Below are 26,035 nucleotides of genomic sequence, written 5' to 3'. Positions count from 1 at the left end.
GTTGTCCTCGCACGGTTCGGCCTCGCCGTTGTGTCACCGCGATTGGCTCCAGCTCATGTGTCTCAACCTTAGCGGGCTCCGCCGACTTTGTACTGTGTTGATTTTTTGTCACCTTACGGATTGGTATAGTTCCAGCAAAGTGCGCGTAAACTGAGACCCCCAAAAGTCTTCTCCGAAGAAGCGTCAATCGACGAACACCGGAGATGTCCCGAATGAAGAAATGGTCTTTGCTGGTGGCTCTGCTTGCCACCCCAGTTTTCCTCTCTCCCATACTCGACGTTGCCTATGCGGGCCAGCCCATGGGGCCGCTCGGAGACCTGACATCGCTTGAGACGATTGCCAGCGACACGCTCGTGCTTGTCGACAAAGGTGACCTCAAGGCTGCCGGGAAACGGATGACCGATTTCGAAACGGCCTGGGACAAGGCCGAGCCGACGATGCGCCCGAAAAACATCGATGAATGGGGCGTGATCGACGACGCTGCGGATGCCGCGATCACCTCCCTTCGCACCGGCAAGCCCAAAGCTACTGATGTGACGGCGACGGTATCGGCGCTGATCGATACCCTGAAAAACCCCGTTGCCGACTAATCTCCGCGCCCTCCAAAATGCCCCTGAAGGAACCACCCATGAAATCCCTCATCACTGCCGTCGCCATCGGTGCACTCGCCATCCTCGTTCCCGCCACCGTGTTTGCCAAGGTGCCATGCGAGGAAACCCTGAAAGATGTGCGTGCCGCCCGGACTGCGGCCAAGCTCAGCGATGCCGATACCACCAAGGTCGATGACCTGATCACCAAGGGCATCGATCGCTGCAACGCCGACGACGACAACCGTGCCAATGACTTCTTCAAGGAAGCCATGACTGCGATGGGCAAATAACCGAACCGGTGGAGCCAAGAAATGTTGCAACAATCCTTTCCCGCGCCAGGTCTGCTCAACCGTGTTCCCCGCGTCACCGTCGACTTCTGGCTGATCAAGCTGATGGCCGTGACGATGGGCGAGACGGCGGCGGACTATCTTGCCGTCAACATGGGTCTGGGCCTGACTGCGACGTCGCTGATCATGACAGCGGTGCTGGTGGTTGCACTCGTTTTGCAGTTCGCCCAGAAACGTTACATTCCCTGGGCATATTGGCTGGCCGTGGTGCTGATCAGCGTCGTCGGCACGCTGGTGACCGACAATCTCGTCGACAATCTCGGCGTTCCGCTTGAAACCAACACCATTGCCTTCGCCCTACTTTTGGCCGTCACGTTCGCCATCTGGTACGCGATGGAGAAGACGCTCTCCATCCATTCTATCTACACGACACGGCGTGAAGCCTTCTACTGGTTGGCCATTCTCCTCACCTTCGCGCTGGGAACGTCCGCCGGCGATCTGGTCGCCGAGAAGTTCGAGTTCGGCTATCTCGTCACCGCTATTATCTTTGCCGTGATCATCGCAGCCATCACCGCTGCCTATTATGTCCTGAAACTCAACAGCATCCTGGCATTCTGGCTTGCCTATATCCTTACCCGCCCGATGGGCGCGTCGATCGGCGATCTCCTATCCCAGCCCAGGGAATATGGCGGGCTTGGCTGCGGCACGATCGTCACCAGTGCGATGTTCCTCGGCATCATCATTGCGACGGTCATTTACATGACCGCATCCTATGAACCGGAAAAAACCCTTGAAGGGAACACCTTCAAGTCCTGACGGGAGGCTCCGGCCATGAAGGCCTGAGCCTCTTCAAGATCGGCGCATATGGAATACCCCGCGGACACCCCTTGGCAGGACTGCCACGATCGTCACTCAAATGGTGATGGAACCTGGTCCGGCGCACGGCGCCATCTGAAAATTCTTGATAGGTCTGATGCTCATCCGCGTCGCTTACAACGGGAAAGCAGTTCCGAAAACGGTTATGTTCCAGTCGGTCGTCGTCCTTACCTTGCCTGCCCATATAAACCAACCATAGGTGATTTTCTGATCGCCGCCTCCTGAAAGAACAGGTTGGGAACGATCTCTTCGCTCATCCTCCTCAGTCTTGTCGCCACATTGCTCTTCCCAACACACGGGTAGGCGTCATTTGCAGAGCAAAGTCGTTAAATCAATCGGAGCTATGCTGTGACCACAGTCAAAAAAGGGATCGTCATGCATTGATTGCGCGGTGCCAGTCGCCTGTTGATCGAGCGGATAATGGCCTTTGAACTCATCGTTTTAATTTTGTTCAGCGTTATTTCCGGCGGTACGTTGTTTCTTTTCAAACTGGCGCGCGAGGTTCTCGAAGGGGAGACGCGGGGCATCGACGAGGCCATCTTGCTCTCGCTGAGGCAATCGGGAGGCCCGTCACTTCCGATTGTCCGAGCTGGGTTGGCCGTGCCGTTGGCGATGTCACGAGCCTTGGTGGAACAACCGTACTGACGCTCGTGACCCTCGCAGCGGTCGGATACCTGGTCTTAGCGCAACGGCGCCGCTTGGCAATCTTCCTGCCTCTGTCCGTGGTTGGCGGTTGGCTGGTCAGTCAGGCGCTGAAGTTGGGTGTGGCACGTCCCCGTCCAGACATTGTCGCCCATCTCGCTGATGTGAACGACTTCAGCTTGCCGAGTGGTCACGCTATGCTTTCAGCGGTCACCTAATTGACGCTCGCAGCGATTACGTCGCAAACGCAAGAGCGGCGCGCCGTCAGAATTTATACCGTGTCGCTAGCCATCTTTCTTTCCCTCGCCATCGGTCTTGGCCGTATCTCTCTTGGCGTCCATTATCCGACCGACGTTCTCGCCGGATGGTGTGCCGGAGCCGTATGGGCAAGTGTATGCTGGTTAGTCGGGCGGCGCTACTCGAATGGCGGCGCGGATAAAAGCAGGTGAAGCGGGCCGAATGGGTTAACATAGTTTATCGTTATCGGTATTCACCAGGCATTTGATAGGGTTAGCCTCATCGCTGCAAAGCACACAGCCGCGATAATTGGGATTGCGCCCAGTCTCGCGCGGTTTGTTGAGTATTTTCGAGACCGGACAGAAGGGCACCGATTTCTCCGTTGATTTGGATATCGGAATCCAAAATCCGACATGCAGCGGTATCAAGGGACACGGTGGCCAAAACTTCACTATCAAGCTGTGGCAACTGAATGAGGTCTTCGGAATCGGACACACATGTCAACAGTGCCCTTGCTGAGAGCGTACTGACACCACTCGGAAAAGAACAGATCTCCACCGAAGCGAGCTTGAAGCTGGCGGTCTGATTTGGGCCAATTGGAATCTGTTCGCACAATGGGAGCCTGGCAATTGATCGGGCGATCGCCGGCCACTCAGGGTGATTGAGTGGTGATCGGCATTCTGCGAACGCTGGCGCGTCGAACAAAACCGCGACGGCAAACGGAATACTCAGTGCCCTTAACCCCTTGCCAAGCGATGTGCTCATTGTCGGTCCTTTGCGCACTGGCCTCGCGGTGACCTGTTGTAAATCTCCATTAGGGTGGAATCGCGGCACTCCGGATGACGCCGTGTGACCTGAACACTGGCCAAGAGGGATCGGCGAAGCCCCCTCTTGGCTAAGTTCAAATCCCAGCACTTGATGGGCAGCAACTAAATCACTCGCCGCTATTTTAGAAAAACTTTAAATTAAACAGCCGGTCGTGCAACCTTTGAAACCGTCGCTGCGTTTAAATGCTGGACCTGCCACGGCGCAGCCGGCCCCAAACCTCTGAAGCGCGCCTTTGCAGGTCATCTCATGATGGAATCCGTAAAGCTTGTCTCAATCGGTACTGCTGTGCCTCCCTACATCATCGATCAACGCGATGCCGCGCGCGCATCGCACAAGGCTTTTTCATCTCGCTTTGCCGACTTCGAGCGACTGGCAAAAGTCTTCGAAAGTTCAGGCATCCGGCGACGGTATGGCGTGCGTCCAATCGACTGGTATTTGCAAACGTCGGGCTGGCCGGATCGGAACAACGCCTATATCGAGGGTGCCAGCGCCTTGTTTGCCTCGGCCGCCGCAAAGGCTCTCGAGGCCGCACATATCTGCGCAGCGGATGTCGACACAATCGTCACCGTTTCATCGACCGGCATTGCGACGCCAAGCCTGGAAGCGCGCGTGAGCCGTCAACTCGGGTTTCGAGACGATGTCGAGCGGGTACCGGTATTCGGTTTGGGCTGCGCTGGTGGTGTCTCTGGCGTGTCGATCGCCTCGCGACTGGCGGCATCGCGTCCTGGAACAGTCGTCTTGCTCGTCGCGGTCGAAACCTGCACGTTGGCGTTTCGAATGGACAAGCTGACAAAAGCCAACATCGTCGCCACCGCCCTGTTTGGCGACGGTGCTGCAGCATGTGTCCTGCGTGTGACGGATCACGGCCTTGCCGAGGTCGAGATGAGCGGTCAGCATACCTGGCCGGACACGTTGGATATCATGGGATGGAGCGTCGATCCGGAGGGTCTTGGCGTGATTTTCGATCGTGCCATACCACCGTTCGCCGAAACAAACATTCAGCCGGCGATCGCATCCATCCTGGCCCGGTCCAGTCTGACGACCGATGACATCGACCGGTTCGCCTGTCATCCCGGCGGTGCAAAGGTCATCGATGCCTTGGAAACCGCACTGGATCTCGGTCAAGGCACTCTCAACCATGAACGGGACGTGCTGTCGGACTACGGGAACATGTCCTCCCCGACGGCGCTATTCGTGCTGGATCGCTTAATCTCCACTGGATTACCGCGCCGGACCTTGCTCACGGCCATGGGACCGGGGTTTACGCTGAGCTGTGTGTCGCTGAAGGCTGCGGCATGATCTGGTCAATCCTGCTTTTGATAGCGGTGACACTTGAACGGCTAGGGGAACTCTGGCTGGCCAGACGCAATACGCGTACACTGACTGCCAGGGGAGCCTTCGAAGTCGCCGCGTCCCATTATCCTCTCATCGTGGGATTGCATGCCGTCTGGCTTGGCGGTCTGTGGCTTTTTGCCTGGAAGGCCCCGCTGCACCTGGGTTGGGTCGCGGTTTTCGCGGGCCTTCAGGTTTTACGGGTCTGGACTTTATCGACACTGGGCCGGCGCTGGACGACACGGATCATCATTGTGCCGGGTGAGACGCTGGTGGCTGCCGGACCTTATCGTTTGCTGCGCCATCCGAACTATGTCGTGGTGATGGGAGAGATCGCGGCTCTCCCTTTGTGCTTTGGCATGCCGATCTACGCGGTAATGTTCTCGATCGCCAATGCGCTGATCCTAACAATTCGCATCAGGTCCGAGAATGCGGCTCTTTCAGGGGCGTCCCATGGCAGACAGGCCTGATCTCCCGCATTTGGCAACGCGACCCGTCTTGGTATGGACGGGTTTTGTGGCGATGTGCGCAGGCATGTTCATGGCAATTCTCGACGTCCAGGTGGTGGCGACCTCGCTTCCGACCATCCAATCCGCCCTTGATATCAATCCGGACCAGATGAGCTGGATTCAGACTGCCTACCTCATCGCCGAGGTGGTCGCGATACCGTTGACCGGGTTTCTCACCCGGCTCCTCACGATGCGCTGGCTGTTCGTCACGTCGCTGACAGTGTTCGTCATTGCGTCGGCCGGATGTGCCGTGAGCGGCAGCTTCGGCGGGCTCGTCGCCTGGCGCGTTCTTCAGGGGTTTTCCGGAGGAACACTGATCCCGTCTGTCTTTTCAGCTGTCTTCATCCTTTTCCCAAAAGACCGTCAGGCCATCGCCACCACGATCGCCGGGGTCCTTGCTGTGCTGGCACCGACCGTCGGACCTGTCGTCGGCGGTTGGCTGACGGAAACCTATTCCTGGCATTGGCTTTTCCTCATCAATGTCATCCCAGGTTTTGTTGCCGCTTTGGTCGCCATGATCACATTGCCGCGCGAAGCCGTCGATACTTCGGAGCTTCGAAACCTGGATGGGGTTTCTCTGGTGATGATGGCTGGAACCCTCGCATCATTGGAACTCGCCCTCAAGGAGGCGCCGACCAGCGGCTGGACCTCGCTTTACGTCTCTGGTTTGCTCGGCGTTTCGATCGTCACCGGTTGTGGATTTGTCTGGCTTTCTCTGGGCCGGAGACGCCCACTCGTCGACCTCAATAATTTTCGCGATCGAAACTTTCTGGTCGGCTCTATCCTCAGTTTCGTTCTGGGTATGGGCCTGTTCGGATCGGTCTATCTCATGCCGGTCTTCCTCGCATTCGTCAGAGGGCACAACGCGCTTGAGATCGGCATGACCATGCTCGTGACCGGGATTGCGCAGCTTGTGACCGCGCCAATTGCAGTTGCCCTCGAGAAGCGCGTTGACGCTCGGCTTCTGTCTGCAGCAGGCTTCACGCTCTTTGCGATCGGCATTGCCATGAGCGCCTTTCAGGACCCACGTTCAGACTACGATGCGATGTTCTGGCCGCAGGTCGTACGCGGCATCGCCATCATGTTCTGCCTTCTGCCCCCGACCCGACTGGCGCTCGGAACGCTCTCGCCCGACAGGGTTCCGGACGCGAGCGGGCTGTTCAATCTGATGCGCAATCTCGGAGGCGCGATCGGCATTGCCTTGATCGACACGACCATCTATACGCGCTCCGAACCTCTTGGACGCACGCTTCTTGAACGCCTGCAAGTGGGAGATGCCGATGCGGCGGCGTTCATCGGCGTGCCGTTGCAGGCCGTGGCCCAACACAAGGGGGGCCTCGACGAGGCGACGATGGCAATGCTCGATCCTCTGCTGCAGACAGCCGCAACGGTTCAGGCGCTCAACGAGGCGTGGATGGTCATTGCGGTTCTGACGGCCTGCGCAATACTATGCCTGCCGCTTGCACGACGCGTAGCGCCGGCAGCCTGATCGCTGCGGCTTGAAGAACTATTCTACCATCATTCGGCGAAAAATGTTTGTTTTCCAGTACGATTGATGGACCAGCACGCCCAGAACATGGCCAGCAATCAGCAGCCAGAGGGCGACCTTGAAAATGTCGGCCTGCACGCCGCCTGCTCCGCCGTAGCTCAGGTACCAGGTACCAGGTACCAGGTACCAGGTATCAGGTATCAGGTATCAGGTATCAGGTATCAGGTATCAGGTATCAGGTTGTCATACCGGTCAATGGCATTGCAAGCAGAAGCACACAGAGAAGCCCGTGGGCGATCTTGGATACCCGAGTGAAAAGCGCAGGTTGTTGAGAGGGTGATGGCGCTACTTTGTGAGCAAACCGAAAAACGAGACGGAGACCGACGAGAACCAGAATGGCGATCTTCACATAAGCGCGGATGTTGGTGCCCGCCACCTGATCGGCGGCTGCCGCACCGGTTTTTTGATGCTACGGTTCCAAGCATTCACGCCGTTTGCAAGCAAAAGGTTGAAGAAAACGAGTCCTGCCGTCAGCCAGTGAACCATACGCTGCGACAGCGAGAAAGAGTTTGGCGTTCTCAATGGAAACATGACCTGTTTATGTGATGCACCCTCGGGGATTTGCGACGTGATCCTCAAGGGGCATGCAACTGTCGACAGCGGGATTGTGTTACTTGGTGACGGTCAATGTGAACCGCACCGGGTTTGCCGGAGGCCCCAACTTCTGAGAACGTGGAGCGACTAAACCAACCAAGAAGTCTTCACCTGAAGTCCGTGAGTGTGCGATCCGCACGGTTCTGGATCACGAAGCAGAGCATCCGTCGCACTGAGCTGCCGTTTCATCTATCGCGGCCAAGACCGGCTGCTTGCCGGCCACACTCGACGAATGGGGTGAAGAAGACCGAGGTCGACAGCGGCAACGGGCAGGCCTGCCGAGCGATTTGGCCGAGACGATGAAGGCGCTTGAGCGGGCGAACCGCGAACCTCGTCAGGCCAACGAGATTTTGCGCAAAGCCTCGGACTTTTTCACCATGGCGGAGCTAGACCGCCGGTATTGTAATGTTAATCGGTCGGGGATGGAGCTCTGCGATCATGCGGCATGATACAAGCCTCTGGTCCGCTTTATCGCCGCCATCGGTTTCCGGCCGAAGTGATTGCCCACTTCGTCTGGCTGTCCTTTCGGTTTCCGCTCAGCCTTCGAATGGTTGAAGATCTGTTGGCGGCCCGTGGCATCATCGTCTCGCACCAGATAGTGCGTCACTGGGACGCAACCAAGGGCCATCATCTCTTCTAGGCACCCCTTGGCAAGAACTCTTGCCAAGGGGTGATCAAAACCCATTCTAGCTAAGCTTTCCTATTGAAAAAACTCAAAGTTAGCTTGCGACGCCCATCACCTTGCCGAGATAGGCGACATATTCGCCGAATTTCGGCATGGCGCGTGTTGTCGCGGCATTGCGCGGCCGCGGCAGGTCGATGATGACTTCATCGACAATTTTGCCGGGGCGGTCGGTCATGACGAGCACACGGTCAGACAGGAAGACGGCTTCGGCGATACTGTGAGTAATCAGCATCACGGTCTTGCGATGCTCCTGCCAGATACGCAGCAGTTCGACGTTCAATTTATCACGGGTCAATGCATCGAGCGCGCCGAAGGGTTCATCCATCAACAATACCGGAGGGTCGAGAACCAGTGCCTGGCCAATCGACGCACGCTGGCGCATGCCGCCGGATAGCTGATGCGGATGCGCGTCGGCAAACTTGGTCAGCGACAAGACCTCAAGGATCTTGTCGACGGCGGTATCACGCTCGGCGGCCGGCATGTTGCGGATGCGCGCGCCGAGTTCGACATTACCGCGCACCGTCAACCAGGGAAGCATGTTGTTGGTCTGGAAGACCACGCCGATATCGGGTCGTGGCGCCAACACCTTTTCGCCCTTGATCTTGGCAATTCCGGTCTCATAGGGGATCAACCCCGCCATGATGCGCAGAAGCGTGCTCTTGCCGCAGCCGCTGGGGCCAAGCACCGACACGAATTCCTGGTTCTTGATGGTGAAGTTGATGTCTTCAAGAGCCTTGAACGCACCGAAGTTTTTGTTGAGCCCAATCGCTTCGATGTGATTGGCGGCCTGTTCTTCGGCTGCGCGCGGCACTTCGGTTGCAGCTGTCGCGACCATCTTTTCCTCCCGAATAGTAACATTCATACCTGGATACCCCGCCACCAGACGGACTTTGCCGCAAACTCGATCAGGGCGTAGAGCGCCAGCGAAATCATCGTGATGACGATGATGCAGCCGAACACGAGGTCAGTGCGCGTCGAGGCCGTGCCGAGCATGATCAGGTTTCCAAGGCCACGGTCGGAGCCGACGAGTTCACCGATGATCGCGCCGATCATGGCAAGCGGCATGGCAACGCGACAGCCGTCGATAAAGCTCGGAAGCGCACTCGGCAGGCGAAGCGTCGTAAAGGTTCGCCATGGACCGGCATTGAGAGCGCGGAAATGCTCCTCGAGGTTTTTTGCCGTTCCGGCGAAGCCGCCGAGCGTCGCAACAACGATCGGGAAGAAGGCAAAGAGGAATGCCATCGCCACCTTGGAGATGAAGCCGTAGCCGAACCAGACGATCATCAATGGGGCAAGTGCGCTTTTTGGCGTCGTCTGGAGGGCGGTAACCAGCGGATAGATGGTGCGCTGGGCAAACGGTGAGATGTAGACGACCATACCCAGCATGACGCCGACAACAACGGCTGCGATAAAGCCGATCAGCACTTCGGCCAAGGTGTACATTGAGTGCTCGAAGATCTCATTTCTGGATTCCCAGACAGCGAAGGCGATCGACGAGATCGGCGGCAGAATGTAGCTTTTGACTTCAAAATATCGGACGCCGTATTCCCAGAAAAGTAGAAAAGCACCGAAAAACAAGACGACTTGCGAATAAGCGGCAAGTCGCGAACTAACGCCTGGCATATAGGCCTCCAAAGAACGTGTTGGCATCCGTGGTGAAAAGGCGCCGGCCGTGGCCGGCGCCTTGGGGATTATTGCCCCTGCTTGTCCTTGATCACCTGATGCGGTGGCGGCACGACGAAGCGTTTGAAGCGCCATTGGTCAAAGGCGTCGATGTTGCGCTCCCAGACCTGTGGCGTATGCGGATTGTCTTCCGTGACCTGGATCATGTCGCAGTAGATCTCGCAATTATTGCCGTCCGGATCCTTGAACACGAGGAAGCAGTTGGCGCCCGGCCCGTGTTTGCCGATACCGCGAACGATCTCGACGCCACGCTCCTGCAGCATTTCGGCTGCGGCCTCCATGTCCTCCAGGCTGTCGACCAGGTAGGAAAAATGCTCAAGGCCAGGCCGCGTGTACTTCGGCAGGTCGTCCCTATCGGGCGAATCCGCCGGAAGCTGTGACAAGGCGAGGTCGTGGTGGTCTGAGCCTGCGCGCAGGAAGACCATCTTGTCCTCGATCCAGTCCGAGACCTCCAATCCAACGATACTGGTGTAGAACTCGACGGACTTTTGAATGTCGCGGACCATCAGGACCATGTGGCCCAGTTTCCTGACGTTGATCTTCTTCTTCATGTTCCTCCTCCCGGAGTTGAGCCAGCCTTAGCGGCTGATATTGCGGTAAAGGTCTGCCGTCTTGATGCTGTCGTCGACGACGAAGGCATTGCGTACGAAGCCCATGGTCTTTTCCATGCGGTCGGCACGGACGAAGCCCAGGTCTTTGTTTTCGGCATGCGGGTCACGCACCAACGCATTGATCTGCTGGATCTGGTTGAGCACGACACTCTTCTTCAGTGTCGGATACTGCTTGACGATCAGATCGGCGGCTTCATCCGGATGCTGCGCCATGTATTCGTAACCGCGATAGGACGCGTCGAGGAACTTGTCGACGACCTGCGGTTTTTCGGTCAACAGCGCCTCGGTGGTGACGAAACCGCTGCCATACATGTCGAGGCCGAAATCACGGTACTTGATCATGCCGATCTTCTTGCCGGTTTCCTGGGCGTTCTCGTTGAGGATTGGCAGGCTGGCGCCTTCCCAGCACTCGGCGAGATCGACCTGGCCTTCCAGAAACGCCGAGGTGATGACGGCCGGGTTCATGCGCAGCAGCTTGAGGTGGTTTTTCGGCAGGCCGTTTTGCTCGAGCCAGGTCGGTACGATGTTCTGCACCGGCGAGGTTGCACCGCCGCCGACCGACTTGCCGCTAAAATCAGCGAGTTTAGGGGCCGCTTCGCCTTCTTTTTCGAGGTAGCAGAGCGCGCCTGGCCAGACAGTGTTGATCGAACCGACAAACACAGCCTTGCCGCCATTGGCGCGGTTGAGGATGACGCTGACCGGATCGCCGTAGCCGATATCGAACAGGCCCTGGTCGATTTCGTTGACGGTACGCTGACCGCCGTATCCCTGGTAGACGGATACGTCGAGACCTGCCTCGTCATAAAAGCCCTTGGCCTTGGCAACGAGAACGCCTCCAACGCTCCCCTGCGGCAACCAGGACATATTGAACGAGATACTGTCGGCGGCCGAAGCTGCCGATATCATTGATGCCAGAGCTCCGGCCAACGCCGTCAGCCGAAGCGATTTTCCAAACATGCTAGCCATACTACTGTCCTCCTCAGTTTTGCCATGACAGGCGTTTTTGTTATGTATCGACCCCGATCTACCGGATCGGGTTGGTGATCGCGCCGACTTTTTCGACGGCGGCGGTCACAACGTCACCGGAATTCAGGAATTCGCCGGTTCCCATGCCAACGCCGTCCGGCGTCCCGGTGGCGATAAGATCGCCGGGCCGCAGCGTCAGGATCGACGACAGATAGGAAATCTGTTCGGCCACGGAAAAGATCATCGAGCCGGTGCTATCGTCCTGCTTGCGCTTGCCGTTGACGTCGAGCGTCAAGCGCAGCGCCTGCGGGTCGCCGATGCAATCGGCCGGAACGAGCCAGGGACCGAGCGGCGCGAATGTGTCGAAGCTCTTGCCGCGGAACCAGTCGTGCTTGAACGGAAAATCGGTGCGCCGTGTCAGGTCGCGCGACGTGATGTCGTTGACGACGGTATAGGCTGCAACGTGATCAAGCGCCTTTTCAACCGGGATATCGCGGCCGCCGATTCCGAGAACCGCACCAAGTTCGACCTCCCAATCGACCTTTTCGGCGCGTGCCGGCAGGATGATGGCCTCATCGGGACCGATAACGCAGGAATCTGCCTTCATGAACACGAAGGGCTGACTCTCGGACTTGGCCGCTAGCACCGTCCCCATCTCCTGCGCATGCTCGACATAATTGGAAGCGGTAGCAAAGATCCGGCTCGGACGATAGGGCGCGCAAAGCTTCGTCCCCGTTCCCAACGGTTCGAATTTCGGACCGCTTTCGGCGAGCGTGTCGGCAAGGGCGGCCAGTGCCGGCTCAACATCCAACCAGGCGTCGAGCATGCCGGCTACACCACCGGCGACCCAACGGTCCCAGGCCTCGCCGGGGCGGCCAAGAACGCGGGCGACCAATTCAAGATCATAAACGCCCTGCTCGGTCACAACGACCGGGCTTACCTTTTCCCTGATGATCCTCTGTCCGAGTGCATGCCAAACCACTGGCTATCTCCTTTCATGCTGTCGGTATCGTTGTTGCATACAATTTCTTCTTTGTGTATGCTTGTCAAGCGCATTAGTGCACACACTGACGAAAGGCGGCGCGAAAATGGGTGCGGAAACGATCGAGCTTTTCCATGAATGGGGATCGATCCAGTCGCTGAAATGCCGGATTGGCCTTGCGGAACTTGATCTCCCCTGGATTTCGCGCCGTGTGGATCTGGCAGCATTCGACAATCTTCAGGCCGACTATCTCTCCATCAATCCGCTGGGACTGGTGCCCGCGCTGCGGTGTGACGATGTGGTCCTTGTGGAATCATCCCGGATTAACGAGTGGCTGAACGAGATCGGCAATGGCGCGCTGCTGCCTGCCGGCGAACGCGGACGTGAAAGTGTCCGGCGCTGGACCGCGATGGAAGACAACGTGGTTCACCCTGCCGTGCGTCCGCCCACCTTCAACCTGATCCTTAAAGCCCGGGTTCAAAAGCTGCCGCCGGGACATCTCGAAACTGTGATGGCCCGGCATCCCGTGACCGCGCGGGCCGACGCCTACCGCGCAGCCGCCACCGCCCCGATCGACCGCGCGGCAATTATCGCATCGATTGTCACAATGCGGTCGGTTCTGCTGGAGATGGAGAACGCGCTGCAGGACAGCGAATGGCTGGCGAATGATACCTATTCGCTCGCGGATGTGGCGATGACGGCTTTCATCGATCGGTTGGACCGGCTGGCGATGGACACGCTGCTGGATGCCTTTCCAAACACAAGACTTTGGGCGGAGACCGTGCGCACCAGACCAAGCTTTCGCATAGCGCAGGGTCCGTTTGGGGACCGGCCGGATCCCCTCGTCGACCGTAGACTGGTCGCAGAACTGATCGCCGCTGCCCTTTAAAAAGGCGCGGCTCAATAGACCAACATGGAAGAAGGAAACACGATGGACCATCAGACAGGACATCCCATCCAGCCGGATACGACGCTACTTAACCGGATGTTTTTAACCGCCAGAAGCCAGAACGGCTGGCTTGATCGGCCGGTGGATACGGCGCTCCTCGAACAAATCCACGATCTGGCCCGGATGGGGCCGACAAGCATGAACTGCTCGCCGTTGCGGATCGTTTATCTGGTGAGCGATGAGGCAAAGGAGCGATTGAAGCCGGCGCTCGCTGCTGGCAACGTCGAAAAGATCATGACCTGCCCGGTCGTCGCGATCTTCGCGACCGATTTCGCCTTTGCCGATCGCCTGCCTTTCCTCTTTGCCCATACGGATGGTAAAGGCTTTTTCGAGCGCAACCCGCACCTTGTCGAGGACACGGCATTTCGCAATGCGACGCTGCAGGCGGCCTACTACATGATGGCCGCGCGGGCGCTTGGGCTCGATTGTGGCCCGATCTCGGGCTTCAACGGCAAGCAGCTCGATTCAATCTTTTTCCCGGACACGCAGCTGCGGGTCAATTTCCTGTGCGGTCTTGGTCATGGCGATATGGCAAAATTGTTTGCGCGCCACCCTCGCCTTTCCTTCGACGAAGCCTGCCAGGTTCTCTGACGGAAAAAGCCCCCGGCGGTGGCCGCCGGGGGCTGATCAGGCAGCAGAGATTTCACACGGCGGCGCTGGCGACGACCTTGAGCTCGACCACCATGTCGGGATGCGGCAGTTCTTTCACCCCGACAGTCGTGCGGGCCGGGCCATCGGGGCCAAACCACACGTTATATTCGCCGTTCATGGCGCGATAGTCGGCCATATCCGTCAGGTAGATGGTCACATCGACGAGATCGGTAAACCGGCTGCCATTCGATGACAGCGTCGCCGTAATTGTTGTCAGGATAGCCCGTAATTGCGCCGCCACATCATAGCTGATCGTTCCGTCGTCAACACGGACAACCCCCGCGATGGTCCCATCCGGCTGACGGGCGCTGACGCCGGAGAGGAACAACAACCCTCCGGCCTGCCGCAGATAGGGATAGTTGGCGAGCGGCTTGGCTCGTCCTGTCGCTTCTACGCTCATGCGTTCTCCAGCGCGGCCGACCACGGCTTGAAGCCGATCTCAGTCGATGCCGCGATGAATTTCTGTACCGCCTGCTGATCAAGCTCGACCAAGGGTGGGCGCACCGCACGCCAGCTGGCATCGCCGCTATGCCGGGCAAGCGCCACTTTCATGGCCTGGATCATCGGGAACTGCTGAAACAGCGAGCGTACGGGAGCGACAGCAGCGAAGGCCTCGGTTGCGCCAACCGTGGCGCTTGCCAAGACGGCATCGACCATGGCTCGGGCATTGACATTGGCCGTCGCGGAGATGCAGCCGACAGCGCCGCGTCCGATCGTTTCACCGAGCAGGATTTCCGATGCCGGGAAAACCCGGAAGCCATCGCCTATCTCCAGGTAACGGTTGAGATTGTCGCGATCACCGGAGCTGTCTTTCACGCCGATAATATTGGCCGGATAGCGCCGGCGCAGCGTTTCGATCAATTCAATGGTGATGGGAACGCCAGTAAATTGCGGGATATGGTAGAGTACGATCTTCAGCCGGTCGGAACCGACCGCCTCGATAAGGCTGCCATAGTACCGGGCAAGGCCATCCGTCGTGACCGGCTTGAAGAAGAACGGCGGCAATACGAGTACTGCGGGCGCGCCGGCATCAACGGCGGCACACGTCAGTTCGATGGTTTCCTCAAGGCTGCAGGCACCGGTGCCGGGCATCAGGGTTTTTCCCGGAATGCCCGCTTCGACGACGCTGTCCAGCAGCTTTCTCTTTTTGCGCAGCGAAAGGGATGCCGCCTCGCTGTTGGTGCCGAAGATCGCAAGGCCTGCATCCTGCGCGACGAGCCAGCGGCAATGTTCGATGAATTTCGCCGTGTTGCAGCTAAGGTCTGAATTGAAGGGCGTAAGGACGGGGGCGTAGACGGAAAGCAGATCCGGGCTCATGTAACTTCACTTTCGATTTTGACAGGAAAGACCGCAGGGAAAAAGGCCGCATTCTTCCAGCGCGAAGCGCATAATCTCACGTCCAAGCTCCTCCTCGCGCGTATCGAAATGCGCGACGATGGATGTGTGATTGTGCCGGTTCAGCTGAAGAAAGCGAGGGGCTTTGCCCCTGCGCAGCGCATGACGCTGAACGAATTCGGCACCATAGGCATCGATGTAGCGGTTCTCGTGCTCGGCAACGGCCACGAAGACCGGCAGATCAACGGATCCCGCATGAATGACCGGAGATCGCGCCTCATAGGTGGCGATATCATACCCGAAATATTTCCGGACGTTTTCCGCGTTCGGATTGTCCGGCAACTGGTCTGCGCGTAACCGCGCGCTGACAAGCACCGCTCCCTTGACCGCCGGACTGGGCATGCGCCCCACGGCAGGATCGAAGAGATAGCCGGCAACATGACAACCTCCGGCGGAATGGCCGATCAGCAGGATCGATTGCGGATCGCCGCCGTACTCGCCGATGGAGCTGGAGATCCAGTCGATCGCCGCAGCCACGTCACGGGCGCCATCCGGGTACTGCGCCTTTGGCGCCAGCCGGTATTCAATATTGACGCCCACCAGACCCTGCCGAGCGAACCAGCGCAGCACATTGTCATAGATGAGCCCATCGGCGCTTTTCGATCCGCGCGTGAAGGCGCCGCCGTGGACAAAAACGACAACCGGGCGAGGTCGTCCGCCAGAGCAGGTTCGCGCACTCTCGAAGACATCAAGCCGGTGGGCATCGTCAGCACCATAGGCAATGTCGCGGTGGACAGTGAGAGAGGCTTCAGTGGCCCTTGCTTCGACATGTGGTCTGTAGATGTCGAGCACGACCTTTCGGTTTGCCGCGAGATCGTCGTTCCAGACCTTGCCCACCGCATCCAACCGCGCCTGATCGGCGACCGACAATCCCGCAAACCGCATCTATGCCTCCAACTGCTGCCGGTGCGCGCAAACTTATACAGCCCGCTGCACTTCATTGTGCATTTGGATAACACTCAAAAACACACTTGACAACCTATATGCATACAAAGATGATTATTTGCATACACAAGATCGATTTATGTTTGTGTTGCCGGATGCATCCCGCCTCCAGCTCATCATCGTCAGAAAGGAATTTCCCATGGCAAAGTTGCGCCATCTCGCTATCGCGGTCTCCGACCCGGAAGCTGCTGCTCAATTCTTCGAAAAGGCCTTCGGCATGACCCGCGCCGGCCAGGCCATGCGCGGCGTCTACATGACGGACGGCATCATGAACGTCGCCTTGCTCAACTTCGGCGAAGAGCCTGTGCCAGGCTTTGAAACCGAGAAGGGCTATAACGGCCTCATCCACTTCGGCATGTGGGTCGATTCTGTCGAGCAAACCGACAAGCTCGTGCGCGATGCGGGCGGCTCCTATATGGCTGGCCGCAAGGAAAAAGACCCGAACGTGTTCTATGAGGTCAAGTACAAGACCCCTGAAGGCATCGTTTTCGACGTTACCGAAAATGGCTGGAAGGGCGCGGTCAAGAACGTCAACGCGGCGTAATCAGGCCCTCTTGCGCCAGCGCGGACAGCGCGCCGGCGCAAGGCCTGGACGCCCGTCCGGAATGACAAAACAATGGTCAAGGCTGGAGACTTTTCAATGAAGCGACCGACATTACTGGTCACAATACCGGTTTCCGGCACCTGCCTGTCGCAGCTGTCCAGCCTTTACGACGTGACCACGCTGCCCGGCGGACCGGGCAGCGGGTCACCGGAATTCGACAGCGGCGCCGTGGAAGCGGTGGTTACCAATGGCAGCACCGGCCTTTCGGCGGACGACATGGCAAAGCTGCCAGGCCTCAAGCTGATCTGCTCATTTGGCGCCGGCTACGAGAATATCGATATCGATGCCGCCCGGCGGCGGGGCGTGCACGTCACCCATGCACCAAACACCAACATGGAGACGGTCGCCGACCACGCGCTGGCGTTAATGCTGGCCGTGTCGCGCGAGATTTGTGTGCGCGACAGGGCCTTGCGTGACGGTGCCTGGGCCTCGATACGCTCCCCCCGGCCGACGTTGTCAGGTGCAAGGCTCGGTATTATCGGCTTGGGCAATATCGGCAGGGCGATCGCCAAGCGCGCAGAAGCCTTCGGCATGCACATTGGCTATACGACGCTCGGCAAGCTCGACGTGTCCTGGCCGTTTTACTCCAACACCGCCGCCCTTGCTGAAAACAGCGATTTTCTGGTGGTTTCTTGCCCGGGTGGACCATCGACGCGGCATCTGGTCAACAAGGCCGTCCTCGATGCACTTGGACCCGACGGTTTCGTGATCAATGTTTCGCGTGGTATGGTGGTTGACACGGATGCACTGGTGTCCGCGCTTGAAAACAACCTCATAGCGGGCGCCGGACTGGATGTCTTCGAGGGTGAGCCGGTGTTGCCGGAGCGGCTGCGCACGCTGGGCAACGTCGTTCTCACCCCGCATATGGCCGGACGATCGCCGGCAGCGGAAAAAGCACAGATCGACACCCTGATGCACAATCTTCGATCCTGCCTTGCAGGCGATCCGTTGATCGCCCAACTTGCATAAGTCCAAGGCTGTCGTTAAATCGGTTTGGGTTTGCCGTCGGGGCAAATCGCATTTTGTCGTGAAGACTGGAAAGCCACGCGCATGACGACTATCGCCTCTCAGATCTATCACGCCTTAGCGGAGGAGATCGCCAAGGGTTCCATGCCTCCCGGCCAGAAGCTCGAGGAAAAGGTGATCGCCGAAAAATATGGCGTTTCGCGCACTCCTGTTCGCGAGGCCTTGCGCGAGCTCGGTGCCCGTGGCCTGATCGAGATGAACCCGCGCCGGGGCGGCATCGTCGCGCGGATCGACACGGACCGGATGGCCGACATGCTGGAGGCCGAGGGCGAGATCGAGGCATCCTGTGCAAGGATGGCAGCCCAGCGCATGACGGCGATGGAGCGCGAGCAGCTCTATGAGCTGCATCGCCAATATTCCGCATGCGTCGATAACCAAGATCTCGATGGTTGCCGCGATATCAACCGGAAATTTCACGACGCGATATGCCGGGGTGCGCACAATGTCACGATCGCTGCCATGGCGGTCGAATTGCGGGCTCGCCTGGCGCCCTTCCGCCAACAACAGGCCGGGCCGGCCGACGTGCGGCTGCAGCAGTCGCTCGACGAACACCAAAAGATCGTCGACGCCATCCGGGCCAACGATGCGGCAGGGGCCTTTGCGGCGCTCTCCGAACACAGCGCCCGCCTCAGTGCCGGCGTGATGCGGCGTTTCGCAGCCGCGGCGGGCCAATAGAGCCTCCCAACGTCAGATGTGACTGACAGTTTTCCGCGTCCGTCCGACAGGGCGACGCGGCTGTGTGCTTTGCTGCGTCTTCAGGCAGACCGCGTCGATAGTTTTTGATCTCCCCTTCCCTGAATGCAGATGCGGTGCACCATTGGTGCACCCGCACGCGCGCCAATTTTCAGGGCTGTGCGGTCAACGTCTTGGCAGCAAACGGCTTGCATTGCAGAGCGCGATCCGCCGTGAAAGACGCGCGGTCAAAACAATAGAAAATGTGCACATTTATCTATTTGCATTCCCAATTGGGTTTGTGCATACATAGTATCTGTATTGGATACCTGATGTTGATGGGCGTTTGTGACGCTCCCCGACAAAATTCATCACCCAAATTCTGGAGGAGAAATCATGGGCAAGAATGCACGGTATATGACATTGGCATTGGCACTGGCGGCAGCAGGCGTATCGGCTGCACCGGCGAATGCGGACACGAAAAAGACCATTGGGGTGACGGTTCCATATTTTGCCTCGCCCTTCTGGAAGGCCGGGCTTTATGGCGTTGATCAGTTTGGCAAGGAGAGGGGCTACACGATCATCAAGGGGGACGCCAAGGACAAGGCTGAATTGCAGATCGAGCAGATCCGTGGATTCATCGACAAGAAGGTTGCGGCCATCATCATCGGCGCCGCTGACGCCGCAGCCGTTGGACCGGCGGTCGAGGAAGCCATTGACAAGGGCATTCCGGTCATCGCGCTTTCGGTGCCGCCGAAATCCGATCGCCTGACCTCCTTCGTTGGAGCTGACAATATCGGCATGGGCCGCCTGCAGGGTATCTGCATCGGCCGCGCGATTGGTGGCAAGGGTGAGGTCGGGCTGTTTGCTGGGCCAGATGAAATCTGGGCCAAGCTCAGGGTCACCGGCTTCAAGAACACCATGGCGGCAGACTTCCCGGACATTAAGATCATCGACGAAAAGGCTGGCGGCGCCAAGGATGCTGGTATTGCGGCAACCGGTTGGTCGGCTGCCCATCCTGAGATGCACGGCATCTTCACGGCGGCCGATACGATGGCCGTCGAAACCATCAAGTCGCTGGGAGCGGCCGGAACGATCGACAAAATCAAGGTCGCAACGTCCAACCTCAACGACGAGGCACGGGCAGCACTCGAGAACGGCACCTTGACCTGCGCTTCGTTGCAACCGGCCGTATCGATGGGCCGCGACGCCATGCGGGAAGCTGTCGCTGCTGTCGAAGGCGGCAAGGTACTCGGCCGCATCGAAGCGCCAGCACTGCTGGTCACCAAGGAGAAAGTTGCGTCCTACGACTTCAGCAAGATCATCGCTCCGGCCGACTACCAGCCGTAATAGCAGCAGGATAGCTGCGGCTCGGAGGACCGACAAGTAAGGCACCCGCATCAGTTGGGCGGCCTAAGGCGCCGATCAACCCCGTCATATTTTGACGGGGTTGAACTATTTTGGGCCAAGAGACGAACGGGGCCTTGAAAACCGCTTCGTGTGATGGCGCAAGGTGGATGTCTGCGATTATGCTCTAGGCAAGATTTCCAAAGTTTTCGATGGCTATACAATCATCATGGATGGCTCCGGTGCGTGTTTACCAGCACGCAATCATTGTTAGACTCACGCCGCCAGATGTTCAAACAGGCGTGCCACGGCCTCCGCGCCGGGATCGATGTGACCTTCGAGCTGCTTCGCATTGATATAGGCAGCGCGGCCGGCTTTGGCCTTGAGCATCTTTGCCGTCAGGTTTGCACCATCCCTCGCCGCGATGGCCGCCGACCGGACGCCCTCTTCCAATTTATCGAGTGCTGGTGAAAGCGCATCCACCATCGTCCGGTCACCGAGATGCGCGCCGCCGATTTCCTGCATGCGGGCAAGCCCCGCCTTCAGGGAATCAGCCATCGGCAAGCCGCTGGAGGCGGCGTCTCCGGCGGCCGCAAAGAAGATGGCGAGCAGAACGCCGGATGAGCCGCCCATCGTCTGGCTCAATTCCTGGCCAATGGCGCGATAGAGTTGCGTGTGGTCCGACAGGGGAAGGCGGTCGATGGCATTGATGAGCGCGCGTGCCGCCCCCGCAAGGGTCGAGCCCGTGTCGCCATCGCCTGATTTTGCGTCGAGCGCGTTCAGATCCTCTTCCGCTGCGATGAGTACTCTGCAGCAATTGACGATGAAGTCGCGCGTGTCCTTATGCTCGGATGGCAGCGGCGTGATCGGCGTCAAACCATCGGGCAGCATTTCGATCCGGATCGGCTTGACGGCATGCAAACCAGGCCAGGCCGCCATGGAAACCGGTGTGCCCAGCGCCTTAAGCTCCGCTTCGTCAGCAGGATAGAGGGAGAGCGAGAAGCCGCGCATGTCCAGCGAGGTCATCATTGGAGCCGGACCGACCACGTGGGAAATCCGGTTGCCGATCGACGAGGTGATCAGTTCGTGGGTCAATACCGACATTTCCAGGGCGGAGGTGCCGCCAAGGTTGTTGATGAGAGCGACATGCGGCCTGTCCTCGATGGCGTTGACCAGCTTGCTGACAACAGCCGCCATCGCCGATTTTGCGTCGACGAATGCAATTTGCTCCACACCCGCCTCCCCGTGGATGCCGAGGCCAAGTTCGGCCATGCCTGCGGGGATGCGATCCTCCTTGGGGGATCCGGGAACCGTGCATGTATCGAGAGACATGCCGATGCTTTTTGTACCCACGCTGACGCGCCGGGCGGCTGTTGTCACCGCCGCGAGATCAGCGCCTGTTTCTGCCAGAGCGCCGGCAATCTTGTGCACGAAGAGCGTGCCGGCGACGCCACGCGCCTGTGGCAGTTCGGGCAAGGCGACGTCATCCCCGACGATGACGATGTTGACGTTCAGGCCAAAGGCGCGGGCGCGCTCTGCGGCCAGTCCGAAGTTCAAACGGTCGCCGGTATAGTTCTTGACAATCAGCAGGCAGCCGGCGGGACCTGTGACCGCCAGGATACCCGCCAGGACAGCATCCACGCTTGGCGAGGCAAACACATCGCCGCACACAGCCGCGGTCAGCATTCCCTTGCCGACGAAGCCGGCATGGGCAGGTTCGTGTCCGGAGCCACCGCCGGACACCAGCGCCACCTGCGATTTGTCCCAATCGCCGCGCAAAACCACGCGAATATGAGGATAGCCATCAAGGCGCACCAGTGAGCCGCCACTGATGGCCAGGAGGCCATCGATCGCTTCGGTGACCACGTCTTCCCGCTTGTTGATAAACTGTGCCATATCTGTTCCCTTAACCTAAGCGCATGCCGTCCGCGTCGAAGTACAGCGGCTTGTCCGGCTGGATTTTGACGATGTCGCCGCTTTTCAGCCTGGTGTGGGCGTCGGTAACGGTAACGATGTTGTTGTTCTTGAAAACCAGATGAAGGCGTGTCTGATCGCCGAGATGCTCGACGCGTTTCACCTCTGCCTCCTGACCGCTTCCTTGCGTGATATGCTCCGGACGCAACCCAATGCTGACTGCTTTTGCGGGCGAGCCGGGGAATGTGTCGGCTGCAAGCACGTTGATCCGTGGCTGGCCAAGCCGGGTCGCCGTATAGAGGCTCACCGGGCTCTCATAGATGTCGCGCGGCGACCCGAACTGCACCAGCCTGCCTTCGTGAAGGACACCGATATGCGTCGCCATCGTCATTGCCTCGATCTGGTCGTGGGTGACGTAAAGCAAGGTCGCGCCCGAGTTTGCCTGGATGCTTTTGAGTTCGATGCGCAGATCGGCCCTGAGTTTGGCATCGAGCGAGCTGAGCGGCTCGTCCATCAGATAGATCTGCGGGTTGCGCACCAGCGCGCGCCCGATTGAAACGCGCTGCATTTCACCGCCCGAAAGGTTGGTCGCCTTGTTGTCGAGCTTATGAGAGATCTGCAGCATCTCTGCGATCGAATTGACCTTCCGGTCGATCTCCGCCTTCGGCGTTTTGAGCAACGGCGATTTCAACGGGAATTCAAGATTCTGGCGCACGGTCAAATGCGGATACAGCGAATATTGCTGAAACACCATCGCGACATTGCGTTCGGCGGGCGTGAGATCCCTGACGGAGCGCCCTGCGAAATAAATATCACCGCTGTCCGGTTTATCGAGGCCGGATACCATGCGCAGCGTCGTTGTCTTTCCCGCTCCGGTCGGCCCCAACAGAACGACAAAAGAGCCGCCTGGTATTCTCAGCGACATATTGTCGAGCGCGGCGTGATCTCCGAATTTCTTCGTGATGTTTTCAAGAACGACCTCAACCATGGCGCAAAACCCTCTCGTTGGCCTCGGAAAGCAGGGCCTGCCCCTTTGCGTGGCCAAAAATTGTCAAGGTTCCAGGATCAAATGCAAGACCAATCGTCTCTCCCAATGTGACGGATTGTTTAGAGGAGGCGCGCGCCTTGATCTCGCCGTTGGGCGTTGCCAGCGTGATGATCTGCGTGGTGCCGAGATATTCCGTGGCAAGCACCCGGCCGCGATAATCCGACGCGTCGGAAAAGCGGATATGTTCCGGCCTGACCCCCATCGTAAGCGTGCCTTTGGCGCCCTGCCGCGACTTGGGAACCTTCACCTTGTGTCCGGAAAGATCAATGACATCGCTGCCGGCATCGATCATTCCGTCGAAATCGAAGAAGCTCATCGCCGGCGAACCGATGAATTTGGCGACGAATTTGGTTGCCGGCCAGTCATAGATGTCCTGCGGCTTGCCAAACTGTTCGACGACCCCATGGTTCATGACAACGATCTTGTCGCCCATCTGCATGGCTTCCAGCTGGTCATGGGTGACGTAAACGGTGGTTGCGCCGATACGGTCGTGAAGAGCCCGCAGTTCCTCCGCCATGTGCTCGCGGAACTCCGCATCGAGTGCCCCAAGCGGCTCGTCCATGAAAAAAGCCTTGGGACGCCGCACGATGGCACGGCCAAGTGCAACGCGCTGCCGGTCACCGCCCGACAATCCGCCGACCGGCCGGTCCAGGATACCCTCGATCTTGAGGATACGCGCCACCTCCTCCACCCGCGCCCTGGCCTCGGCGCGAGGCATGCCCTGGCTCAGCAGCGGATAGGAAATATTCTTGCGCACATTCATATGTGGGTAGAGCGCGAACATCTGGAAGACGAAGGCGATATCGCGTTGACTGGCCCGCTTCATGCCGACCTCCTCGCCATCAATATAGATCTCTCCACTGGTCGGTAGCTCCAGGCCGGCCATCATCCGCAAGGTGGTCGTCTTGCCGCAACCGGATGGTCCGAGCAGCATGAAGAACTCGCCGTCCTCGACCGTAAACGAGGAGGACTGAACCGCGGTAAATGCGCCGAATTCCTTGCGCACGTTCTCAATTCTGATCTGTGCCATGGGTTACTCCGGAAAATGGCTGACAATGATGAACATCACCGTGCCCACCAGCGTGACAATGAAAGAGGAGGAGTAAAGCGACAGTGCGAAGGGTTGCATCAGCATGAAGACGCCGAGCGCGATGAGAACCGATGCGACCATCTCCCAGGCGCCGCGCCGAAACCCGCGCAATCCTTTGATGAATTCGGTCATTTGCGAACAGCTCCGAATGTGATGCCACGCAGCAGATGTTTGCGAAGGACAATCGTGAAGATCATGACGGGCACGAGAAACAGCGTCGCTCCCGCCGCCACGGCCGGCCAGTCCTGGCCACCGACGCCAATGATGGTGGGGATGAACGGCGGCGCGGTCTGCGCGGTGCCCGAAGTCAGAAGAACGGCGAAAGCATATTCATTCCAGGCAAAGATCAGGCAGAAGATCGCAGTCGACGCGATGCCGGTCATGGCCTGCGGCAGGACGACCTTGTAGAATGCTTGTAAGCGCGTGTAGCCATCAATCAGCGCCGCCTCTTCATATTCGATCGGTATCTCGTCGATAAACCCCTTGAGGAGCCAGACGGCCAGCGACAGGTTGACGGCCGTATAGAGCAGGATCATGCCGGCATGGGTGTCGTTGAGCCCGAGCGACCGGAACATTAGAAAAATCGGGATGGCGACCGCGATGGGCGGCATCATGCGTGTCGACAGGATGAAGAACAGCAGATCATCCTTGAGCGGAACCTTGAAGCGCGAGAATGCATAGGCTGCAGCCGTGCCAAGCACGATGCACAGAACAGTCGAGCCGAAACCGATGATCATCGAATTCGAGAACCGTTCCATGAACCGCGATGGCCCTGCGATCACGAAACCATCCTTGCGCACGATACGATCGTACCAGGTCGTCGGCTCTCCGAGCTCCTTGAGGTCCTGCTCAGTCGCACGCGTGCGGGTGGTGAACAGGTTGACATAGCCCTCAAGGGTCGGCTGGAAGAAAGTTTTTGGCGGATAGGCGATGGCGTCGGATGGCGACTTGAAGCTTGTGGCGATGATCCACAGGAGTGGCAGAATGGTAATCAGGGCGTAGACGACGACAAGCGTTCCGGCGACCCATTTTTGACGACCCGAAGGTTCTGTAACGGAGAAGCTGCTCATCTTTGTTTCACCTTGTTCAGGGCTTTGACGTAGATCGACGCGAGGCCGAAAACCGTGACGAAAAGGATGACGGCGTAGGCCGATGCATAGCCTGTGCGCCACTTTTCGAAAGCTTCCCGCTTGAGATTGATCGACGTCAGTTCGGTGATCGATCCAGGGCCACCGCCGGTCAGCTGCACCACGAGATCGAACATCTTGAAGTTTTCGATGCCGCGGAAAAGGATCGCCAGCATCAGGAACGGCAGAACCATGGGAATGGTGATCGTCCAGAACTGCCGCCATTTGCTGGCGCGGTCGCATTCAGCTGCTTCATAGATACTGCTTGGGATGGAACGCAGACCGGCCAGGCAGATCAGCATAACGAAGGGCGTCCACATCCAGGTATCGACGATAACGATAGCCCATGGAGCCAGCGCGACATCACCAATCATCGAAAAGCTCGAGGGGTCGGCCCCGGCGAGGTATCCGACGGCATAATTGAACAGACCGATCTGCGGCTGGTAGAGGAAGGTCCAGAAGTTCCCGACGACGGCGGGGCTCAACATCATCGGAAGCACGATGATTGTCGTCCACATGTCGTTGCCGCGAAACTTCTTGTTGATCAGATAGGCCAGTGCGAAGCCGATCAGAACCTGAAGGACGATCGTCCAGATCAGGAAATGGGCGGTTGCCTGCATCGTCAGCCAAATGTCCCCGTCGGTCAGGACACTGATGTAATTTTTCAGGCCAACGAACTGGACTTCGGCATTCGGCCGGTTGACGCGGAAATTGGTAAAGCTGAGCCGAACGGTCCATATCAAAGGAAAGATATTCACGGCGAGCAAAAGGAAGATCGATGGCGCCACAAACAGCCAGGCAATCGTTCTGTCCGAAAGCCCTTGACTGCGTTTGGACACGACGGGCGCAGTGTCGCCCACGGCCTGATCGACCGATGAATCGAGCATGGTATTCCC

Annotated in this window: 27 protein-coding genes and 3 pseudogenes; 15 read left to right on the top strand and 15 right to left on the bottom strand. The window is 58.5% G+C overall.

Going from position 1 to position 26,035, the window contains the following annotated elements:
• The first annotated feature begins 212 nt into the window (after nt 1–212).
• The 4 genes and pseudogenes from R6X40_RS22950 (at nt 213) to R6X40_RS22935 (ending at nt 2,844) form a co-directional block, all read left to right on the top strand.
• Nucleotides 213–590, top strand: coding sequence for a hypothetical protein (locus tag R6X40_RS22950; RefSeq protein ID WP_318416358.1), 378 nt, complete (start codon nt 213–215; stop codon nt 588–590).
• A 38-nt stretch (nt 591–628) separates the two neighbouring features.
• Complete coding sequence (locus R6X40_RS22945; protein WP_318416356.1) at nt 629–880, top strand: hypothetical protein; 252 nt, start codon at nt 629–631, stop codon at nt 878–880.
• Nucleotides 881–901: 21 nt separating this feature from the next.
• Nucleotides 902–1,693, top strand: coding sequence for a hypothetical protein (locus tag R6X40_RS22940; protein ID WP_318416354.1), 792 nt, complete (start codon nt 902–904; stop codon nt 1,691–1,693).
• 480 nt (nt 1,694–2,173) lie between these two features.
• Nucleotides 2,174–2,844 (top strand): annotated as a pseudogene (locus tag R6X40_RS22935) (phosphatase PAP2 family protein).
• A gap of 67 nt (nt 2,845–2,911) precedes the next feature.
• Here R6X40_RS22935 and R6X40_RS22930 read toward each other — a convergent pair.
• Nucleotides 2,912–3,397: a hypothetical protein gene (locus R6X40_RS22930; RefSeq protein WP_318416352.1), complete on the bottom strand. Its 486-nt coding sequence runs from the start codon at nt 3,395–3,397 to the stop codon at nt 2,912–2,914.
• 309 nt (nt 3,398–3,706) lie between these two features.
• Here R6X40_RS22930 and R6X40_RS22925 point away from each other — a divergent pair, with 309 nt between their 5' ends.
• From R6X40_RS22925 to R6X40_RS22905, 5 genes and pseudogenes are all read left to right on the top strand, one after another.
• The gene (locus R6X40_RS22925) at nt 3,707–4,759 is read left to right on the top strand and encodes a type III polyketide synthase (protein ID WP_318416350.1); all 1,053 of its coding nucleotides are present in this window, start codon (nt 3,707–3,709) and stop codon (nt 4,757–4,759) included.
• Complete coding sequence (locus tag R6X40_RS22920; RefSeq protein WP_318416349.1) at nt 4,756–5,262, top strand: isoprenylcysteine carboxyl methyltransferase family protein; 507 nt, start codon at nt 4,756–4,758, stop codon at nt 5,260–5,262. The genes R6X40_RS22925 and R6X40_RS22920 overlap by 4 nt, the downstream gene beginning before the upstream one ends.
• Entirely contained in the window at nt 5,246–6,790 is a 1,545-nt protein-coding gene (locus tag R6X40_RS22915) for a DHA2 family efflux MFS transporter permease subunit (protein ID WP_318416347.1), read from the top strand. Before R6X40_RS22920 ends, R6X40_RS22915 begins: the two co-directional genes overlap by 17 nt.
• 785 nt (nt 6,791–7,575) lie before the next feature.
• Nucleotides 7,576–7,841 (top strand): annotated as a pseudogene (locus R6X40_RS22910) (IS3 family transposase); the annotation flags it as partial.
• A 48-nt stretch (nt 7,842–7,889) separates the two neighbouring features.
• Nucleotides 7,890–8,054: pseudogene (locus R6X40_RS22905) on the top strand (IS6 family transposase); the annotation flags it as partial.
• Between the two features lie 109 nt (nt 8,055–8,163).
• Here the strand turns inward: R6X40_RS22905 and R6X40_RS22900 are convergent.
• From R6X40_RS22900 to R6X40_RS22880, 5 genes are all read right to left on the bottom strand, one after another.
• Nucleotides 8,164–8,964, bottom strand: a complete 801-nt coding sequence (locus R6X40_RS22900; RefSeq protein ID WP_318416346.1) for an ABC transporter ATP-binding protein — start codon at nt 8,962–8,964, stop codon at nt 8,164–8,166.
• A 23-nt stretch (nt 8,965–8,987) separates the two neighbouring features.
• Nucleotides 8,988–9,752 (bottom strand): ABC transporter permease, encoded by a 765-nt coding sequence (locus tag R6X40_RS22895; RefSeq protein WP_318416344.1) that lies wholly within the window; start codon nt 9,750–9,752, stop codon nt 8,988–8,990.
• A gap of 68 nt (nt 9,753–9,820) precedes the next feature.
• The gene (locus R6X40_RS22890) at nt 9,821–10,363 is read right to left on the bottom strand and encodes a VOC family protein (protein ID WP_318416342.1); all 543 of its coding nucleotides are present in this window, start codon (nt 10,361–10,363) and stop codon (nt 9,821–9,823) included.
• A 27-nt stretch (nt 10,364–10,390) separates the two neighbouring features.
• Nucleotides 10,391–11,389 (bottom strand): ABC transporter substrate-binding protein, encoded by a 999-nt coding sequence (locus R6X40_RS22885; RefSeq protein WP_318416340.1) that lies wholly within the window; start codon nt 11,387–11,389, stop codon nt 10,391–10,393.
• 58 nt (nt 11,390–11,447) lie between these two features.
• Nucleotides 11,448–12,371 carry a fumarylacetoacetate hydrolase family protein gene (locus tag R6X40_RS22880; RefSeq protein WP_318416338.1) on the bottom strand — a complete coding sequence of 308 codons (924 nt, stop codon included), beginning with the start codon at nt 12,369–12,371 and terminating at the stop codon, nt 11,448–11,450.
• Between the two features lie 106 nt (nt 12,372–12,477).
• Here R6X40_RS22880 and R6X40_RS22875 point away from each other — a divergent pair, with 106 nt between their 5' ends.
• Together R6X40_RS22875 and R6X40_RS22870 are read left to right on the top strand one after the other, a co-directional pair.
• The gene (locus tag R6X40_RS22875; protein WP_318416336.1) at nt 12,478–13,260 is read left to right on the top strand and encodes a glutathione S-transferase family protein; all 783 of its coding nucleotides are present in this window, start codon (nt 12,478–12,480) and stop codon (nt 13,258–13,260) included.
• A gap of 42 nt (nt 13,261–13,302) precedes the next feature.
• Complete coding sequence (locus R6X40_RS22870; RefSeq protein WP_318416334.1) at nt 13,303–13,911, top strand: malonic semialdehyde reductase; 609 nt, start codon at nt 13,303–13,305, stop codon at nt 13,909–13,911.
• Nucleotides 13,912–13,963: 52 nt separating this feature from the next.
• Here R6X40_RS22870 and R6X40_RS22865 read toward each other — a convergent pair whose 3' ends face one another.
• Genes R6X40_RS22865 through R6X40_RS22855 form a run of 3 tightly spaced genes read right to left on the bottom strand, consistent with a single transcriptional unit; the run spans nt 13,964 to nt 16,251 of the window.
• Nucleotides 13,964–14,371 (bottom strand): RidA family protein, encoded by a 408-nt coding sequence (locus R6X40_RS22865; RefSeq protein ID WP_318416332.1) that lies wholly within the window; start codon nt 14,369–14,371, stop codon nt 13,964–13,966.
• Nucleotides 14,368–15,288 carry a dihydrodipicolinate synthase family protein gene (locus R6X40_RS22860; protein ID WP_318416330.1) on the bottom strand — a complete coding sequence of 307 codons (921 nt, stop codon included), beginning with the start codon at nt 15,286–15,288 and terminating at the stop codon, nt 14,368–14,370. The genes R6X40_RS22865 and R6X40_RS22860 overlap by 4 nt, the downstream gene beginning before the upstream one ends.
• Before the next feature lie 6 nt (nt 15,289–15,294).
• Nucleotides 15,295–16,251, bottom strand: a complete 957-nt coding sequence (locus tag R6X40_RS22855) for an alpha/beta hydrolase (RefSeq protein ID WP_318416328.1) — start codon at nt 16,249–16,251, stop codon at nt 15,295–15,297.
• A gap of 199 nt (nt 16,252–16,450) precedes the next feature.
• Here R6X40_RS22855 and R6X40_RS22850 point away from each other — a divergent pair, with 199 nt between their 5' ends.
• From R6X40_RS22850 to R6X40_RS22835, 4 genes are all read left to right on the top strand, one after another.
• Entirely contained in the window at nt 16,451–16,855 is a 405-nt protein-coding gene (locus R6X40_RS22850; protein ID WP_318416326.1) for a VOC family protein, read from the top strand.
• A 96-nt stretch (nt 16,856–16,951) separates the two neighbouring features.
• Nucleotides 16,952–17,884 carry a 2-hydroxyacid dehydrogenase gene (locus R6X40_RS22845; RefSeq protein WP_318416324.1) on the top strand — a complete coding sequence of 311 codons (933 nt, stop codon included), beginning with the start codon at nt 16,952–16,954 and terminating at the stop codon, nt 17,882–17,884.
• 81 nt (nt 17,885–17,965) lie between these two features.
• Nucleotides 17,966–18,616: a GntR family transcriptional regulator gene (locus R6X40_RS22840; RefSeq protein WP_318416323.1), complete on the top strand. Its 651-nt coding sequence runs from the start codon at nt 17,966–17,968 to the stop codon at nt 18,614–18,616.
• 393 nt (nt 18,617–19,009) lie between these two features.
• Nucleotides 19,010–19,963, top strand: coding sequence for a sugar ABC transporter substrate-binding protein (locus tag R6X40_RS22835; protein WP_318416322.1), 954 nt, complete (start codon nt 19,010–19,012; stop codon nt 19,961–19,963).
• A gap of 273 nt (nt 19,964–20,236) precedes the next feature.
• Here the strand turns inward: R6X40_RS22835 and R6X40_RS22830 are convergent, their stop codons facing one another.
• The 6 genes from R6X40_RS22830 to R6X40_RS22805 are packed head-to-tail and all read right to left on the bottom strand — an operon-like array spanning nt 20,237 to nt 26,026.
• Complete coding sequence (locus R6X40_RS22830; RefSeq protein WP_318416320.1) at nt 20,237–21,856, bottom strand: dihydroxyacetone kinase subunit DhaK; 1,620 nt, start codon at nt 21,854–21,856, stop codon at nt 20,237–20,239.
• Nucleotides 21,857–21,866: 10 nt separating this feature from the next.
• Nucleotides 21,867–22,862, bottom strand: coding sequence for an ABC transporter ATP-binding protein (locus tag R6X40_RS22825; protein WP_318416319.1), 996 nt, complete (start codon nt 22,860–22,862; stop codon nt 21,867–21,869).
• The gene (locus R6X40_RS22820) at nt 22,855–23,952 is read right to left on the bottom strand and encodes an ABC transporter ATP-binding protein (RefSeq protein ID WP_318416317.1); all 1,098 of its coding nucleotides are present in this window, start codon (nt 23,950–23,952) and stop codon (nt 22,855–22,857) included. Before R6X40_RS22820 ends, R6X40_RS22825 begins: the two co-directional genes overlap by 8 nt.
• A 3-nt stretch (nt 23,953–23,955) precedes the next feature.
• On the bottom strand, nt 23,956–24,144 hold the full coding sequence (locus R6X40_RS22815; protein ID WP_318416315.1) for a hypothetical protein: 189 nt from the start codon (nt 24,142–24,144) through the stop codon (nt 23,956–23,958).
• On the bottom strand, nt 24,141–25,082 hold the full coding sequence (locus R6X40_RS22810) for a carbohydrate ABC transporter permease (RefSeq protein WP_318416313.1): 942 nt from the start codon (nt 25,080–25,082) through the stop codon (nt 24,141–24,143). The genes R6X40_RS22815 and R6X40_RS22810 overlap by 4 nt, the downstream gene beginning before the upstream one ends.
• The gene (locus R6X40_RS22805) at nt 25,079–26,026 is read right to left on the bottom strand and encodes a sugar ABC transporter permease (protein WP_318416311.1); all 948 of its coding nucleotides are present in this window, start codon (nt 26,024–26,026) and stop codon (nt 25,079–25,081) included. Before R6X40_RS22805 ends, R6X40_RS22810 begins: the two co-directional genes overlap by 4 nt.
• Nucleotides 26,027–26,035 lie beyond the last annotated feature (9 nt).

Source organism: Rhizobium sp. PL01, assembly GCF_033447125.1.
Lineage (GTDB): Bacteria > Pseudomonadota > Alphaproteobacteria > Rhizobiales > Rhizobiaceae > Pararhizobium.
This window is presented reverse-complemented; position numbering and strand designations above follow the sequence as displayed.

Coding starts and splice junctions, on each gene's coding strand:
- R6X40_RS22870 (WP_318416334.1), top strand. CDS start 13,303: ATGGACCATCAGACAGGACATCCCATCCAGCCGGATACGACGCTACTT.
- R6X40_RS22855 (WP_318416328.1), bottom strand. CDS start 16,251: ATGCGGTTTGCGGGATTGTCGGTCGCCGATCAGGCGCGGTTGGATGCG.
- R6X40_RS22850 (WP_318416326.1), top strand. CDS start 16,451: ATGGCAAAGTTGCGCCATCTCGCTATCGCGGTCTCCGACCCGGAAGCT.
- R6X40_RS22875 (WP_318416336.1), top strand. CDS start 12,478: ATGGGTGCGGAAACGATCGAGCTTTTCCATGAATGGGGATCGATCCAG.
- R6X40_RS22860 (WP_318416330.1), bottom strand. CDS start 15,288: ATGAGCCCGGATCTGCTTTCCGTCTACGCCCCCGTCCTTACGCCCTTC.
- R6X40_RS22810 (WP_318416313.1), bottom strand. CDS start 25,082: ATGAGCAGCTTCTCCGTTACAGAACCTTCGGGTCGTCAAAAATGGGTC.
- R6X40_RS22900 (WP_318416346.1), bottom strand. CDS start 8,964: ATGGTCGCGACAGCTGCAACCGAAGTGCCGCGCGCAGCCGAAGAACAG.
- R6X40_RS22920 (WP_318416349.1), top strand. CDS start 4,756: ATGATCTGGTCAATCCTGCTTTTGATAGCGGTGACACTTGAACGGCTA.
- R6X40_RS22895 (WP_318416344.1), bottom strand. CDS start 9,752: ATGCCAGGCGTTAGTTCGCGACTTGCCGCTTATTCGCAAGTCGTCTTG.
- R6X40_RS22950 (WP_318416358.1), top strand. CDS start 213: ATGAAGAAATGGTCTTTGCTGGTGGCTCTGCTTGCCACCCCAGTTTTC.
- R6X40_RS22890 (WP_318416342.1), bottom strand. CDS start 10,363: ATGAAGAAGAAGATCAACGTCAGGAAACTGGGCCACATGGTCCTGATG.
- R6X40_RS22915 (WP_318416347.1), top strand. CDS start 5,246: ATGGCAGACAGGCCTGATCTCCCGCATTTGGCAACGCGACCCGTCTTG.
- R6X40_RS22820 (WP_318416317.1), bottom strand. CDS start 23,952: ATGGCACAGATCAGAATTGAGAACGTGCGCAAGGAATTCGGCGCATTT.
- R6X40_RS22885 (WP_318416340.1), bottom strand. CDS start 11,389: ATGGCTAGCATGTTTGGAAAATCGCTTCGGCTGACGGCGTTGGCCGGA.
- R6X40_RS22945 (WP_318416356.1), top strand. CDS start 629: ATGAAATCCCTCATCACTGCCGTCGCCATCGGTGCACTCGCCATCCTC.
- R6X40_RS22805 (WP_318416311.1), bottom strand. CDS start 26,026: ATGCTCGATTCATCGGTCGATCAGGCCGTGGGCGACACTGCGCCCGTC.
- R6X40_RS22815 (WP_318416315.1), bottom strand. CDS start 24,144: ATGACCGAATTCATCAAAGGATTGCGCGGGTTTCGGCGCGGCGCCTGG.
- R6X40_RS22830 (WP_318416320.1), bottom strand. CDS start 21,856: ATGGCACAGTTTATCAACAAGCGGGAAGACGTGGTCACCGAAGCGATC.
- R6X40_RS22835 (WP_318416322.1), top strand. CDS start 19,010: ATGGGCAAGAATGCACGGTATATGACATTGGCATTGGCACTGGCGGCA.
- R6X40_RS22940 (WP_318416354.1), top strand. CDS start 902: ATGTTGCAACAATCCTTTCCCGCGCCAGGTCTGCTCAACCGTGTTCCC.
- R6X40_RS22825 (WP_318416319.1), bottom strand. CDS start 22,862: ATGGTTGAGGTCGTTCTTGAAAACATCACGAAGAAATTCGGAGATCAC.
- R6X40_RS22925 (WP_318416350.1), top strand. CDS start 3,707: ATGATGGAATCCGTAAAGCTTGTCTCAATCGGTACTGCTGTGCCTCCC.
- R6X40_RS22845 (WP_318416324.1), top strand. CDS start 16,952: ATGAAGCGACCGACATTACTGGTCACAATACCGGTTTCCGGCACCTGC.
- R6X40_RS22865 (WP_318416332.1), bottom strand. CDS start 14,371: ATGAGCGTAGAAGCGACAGGACGAGCCAAGCCGCTCGCCAACTATCCC.
- R6X40_RS22930 (WP_318416352.1), bottom strand. CDS start 3,397: ATGAGCACATCGCTTGGCAAGGGGTTAAGGGCACTGAGTATTCCGTTT.
- R6X40_RS22840 (WP_318416323.1), top strand. CDS start 17,966: ATGACGACTATCGCCTCTCAGATCTATCACGCCTTAGCGGAGGAGATC.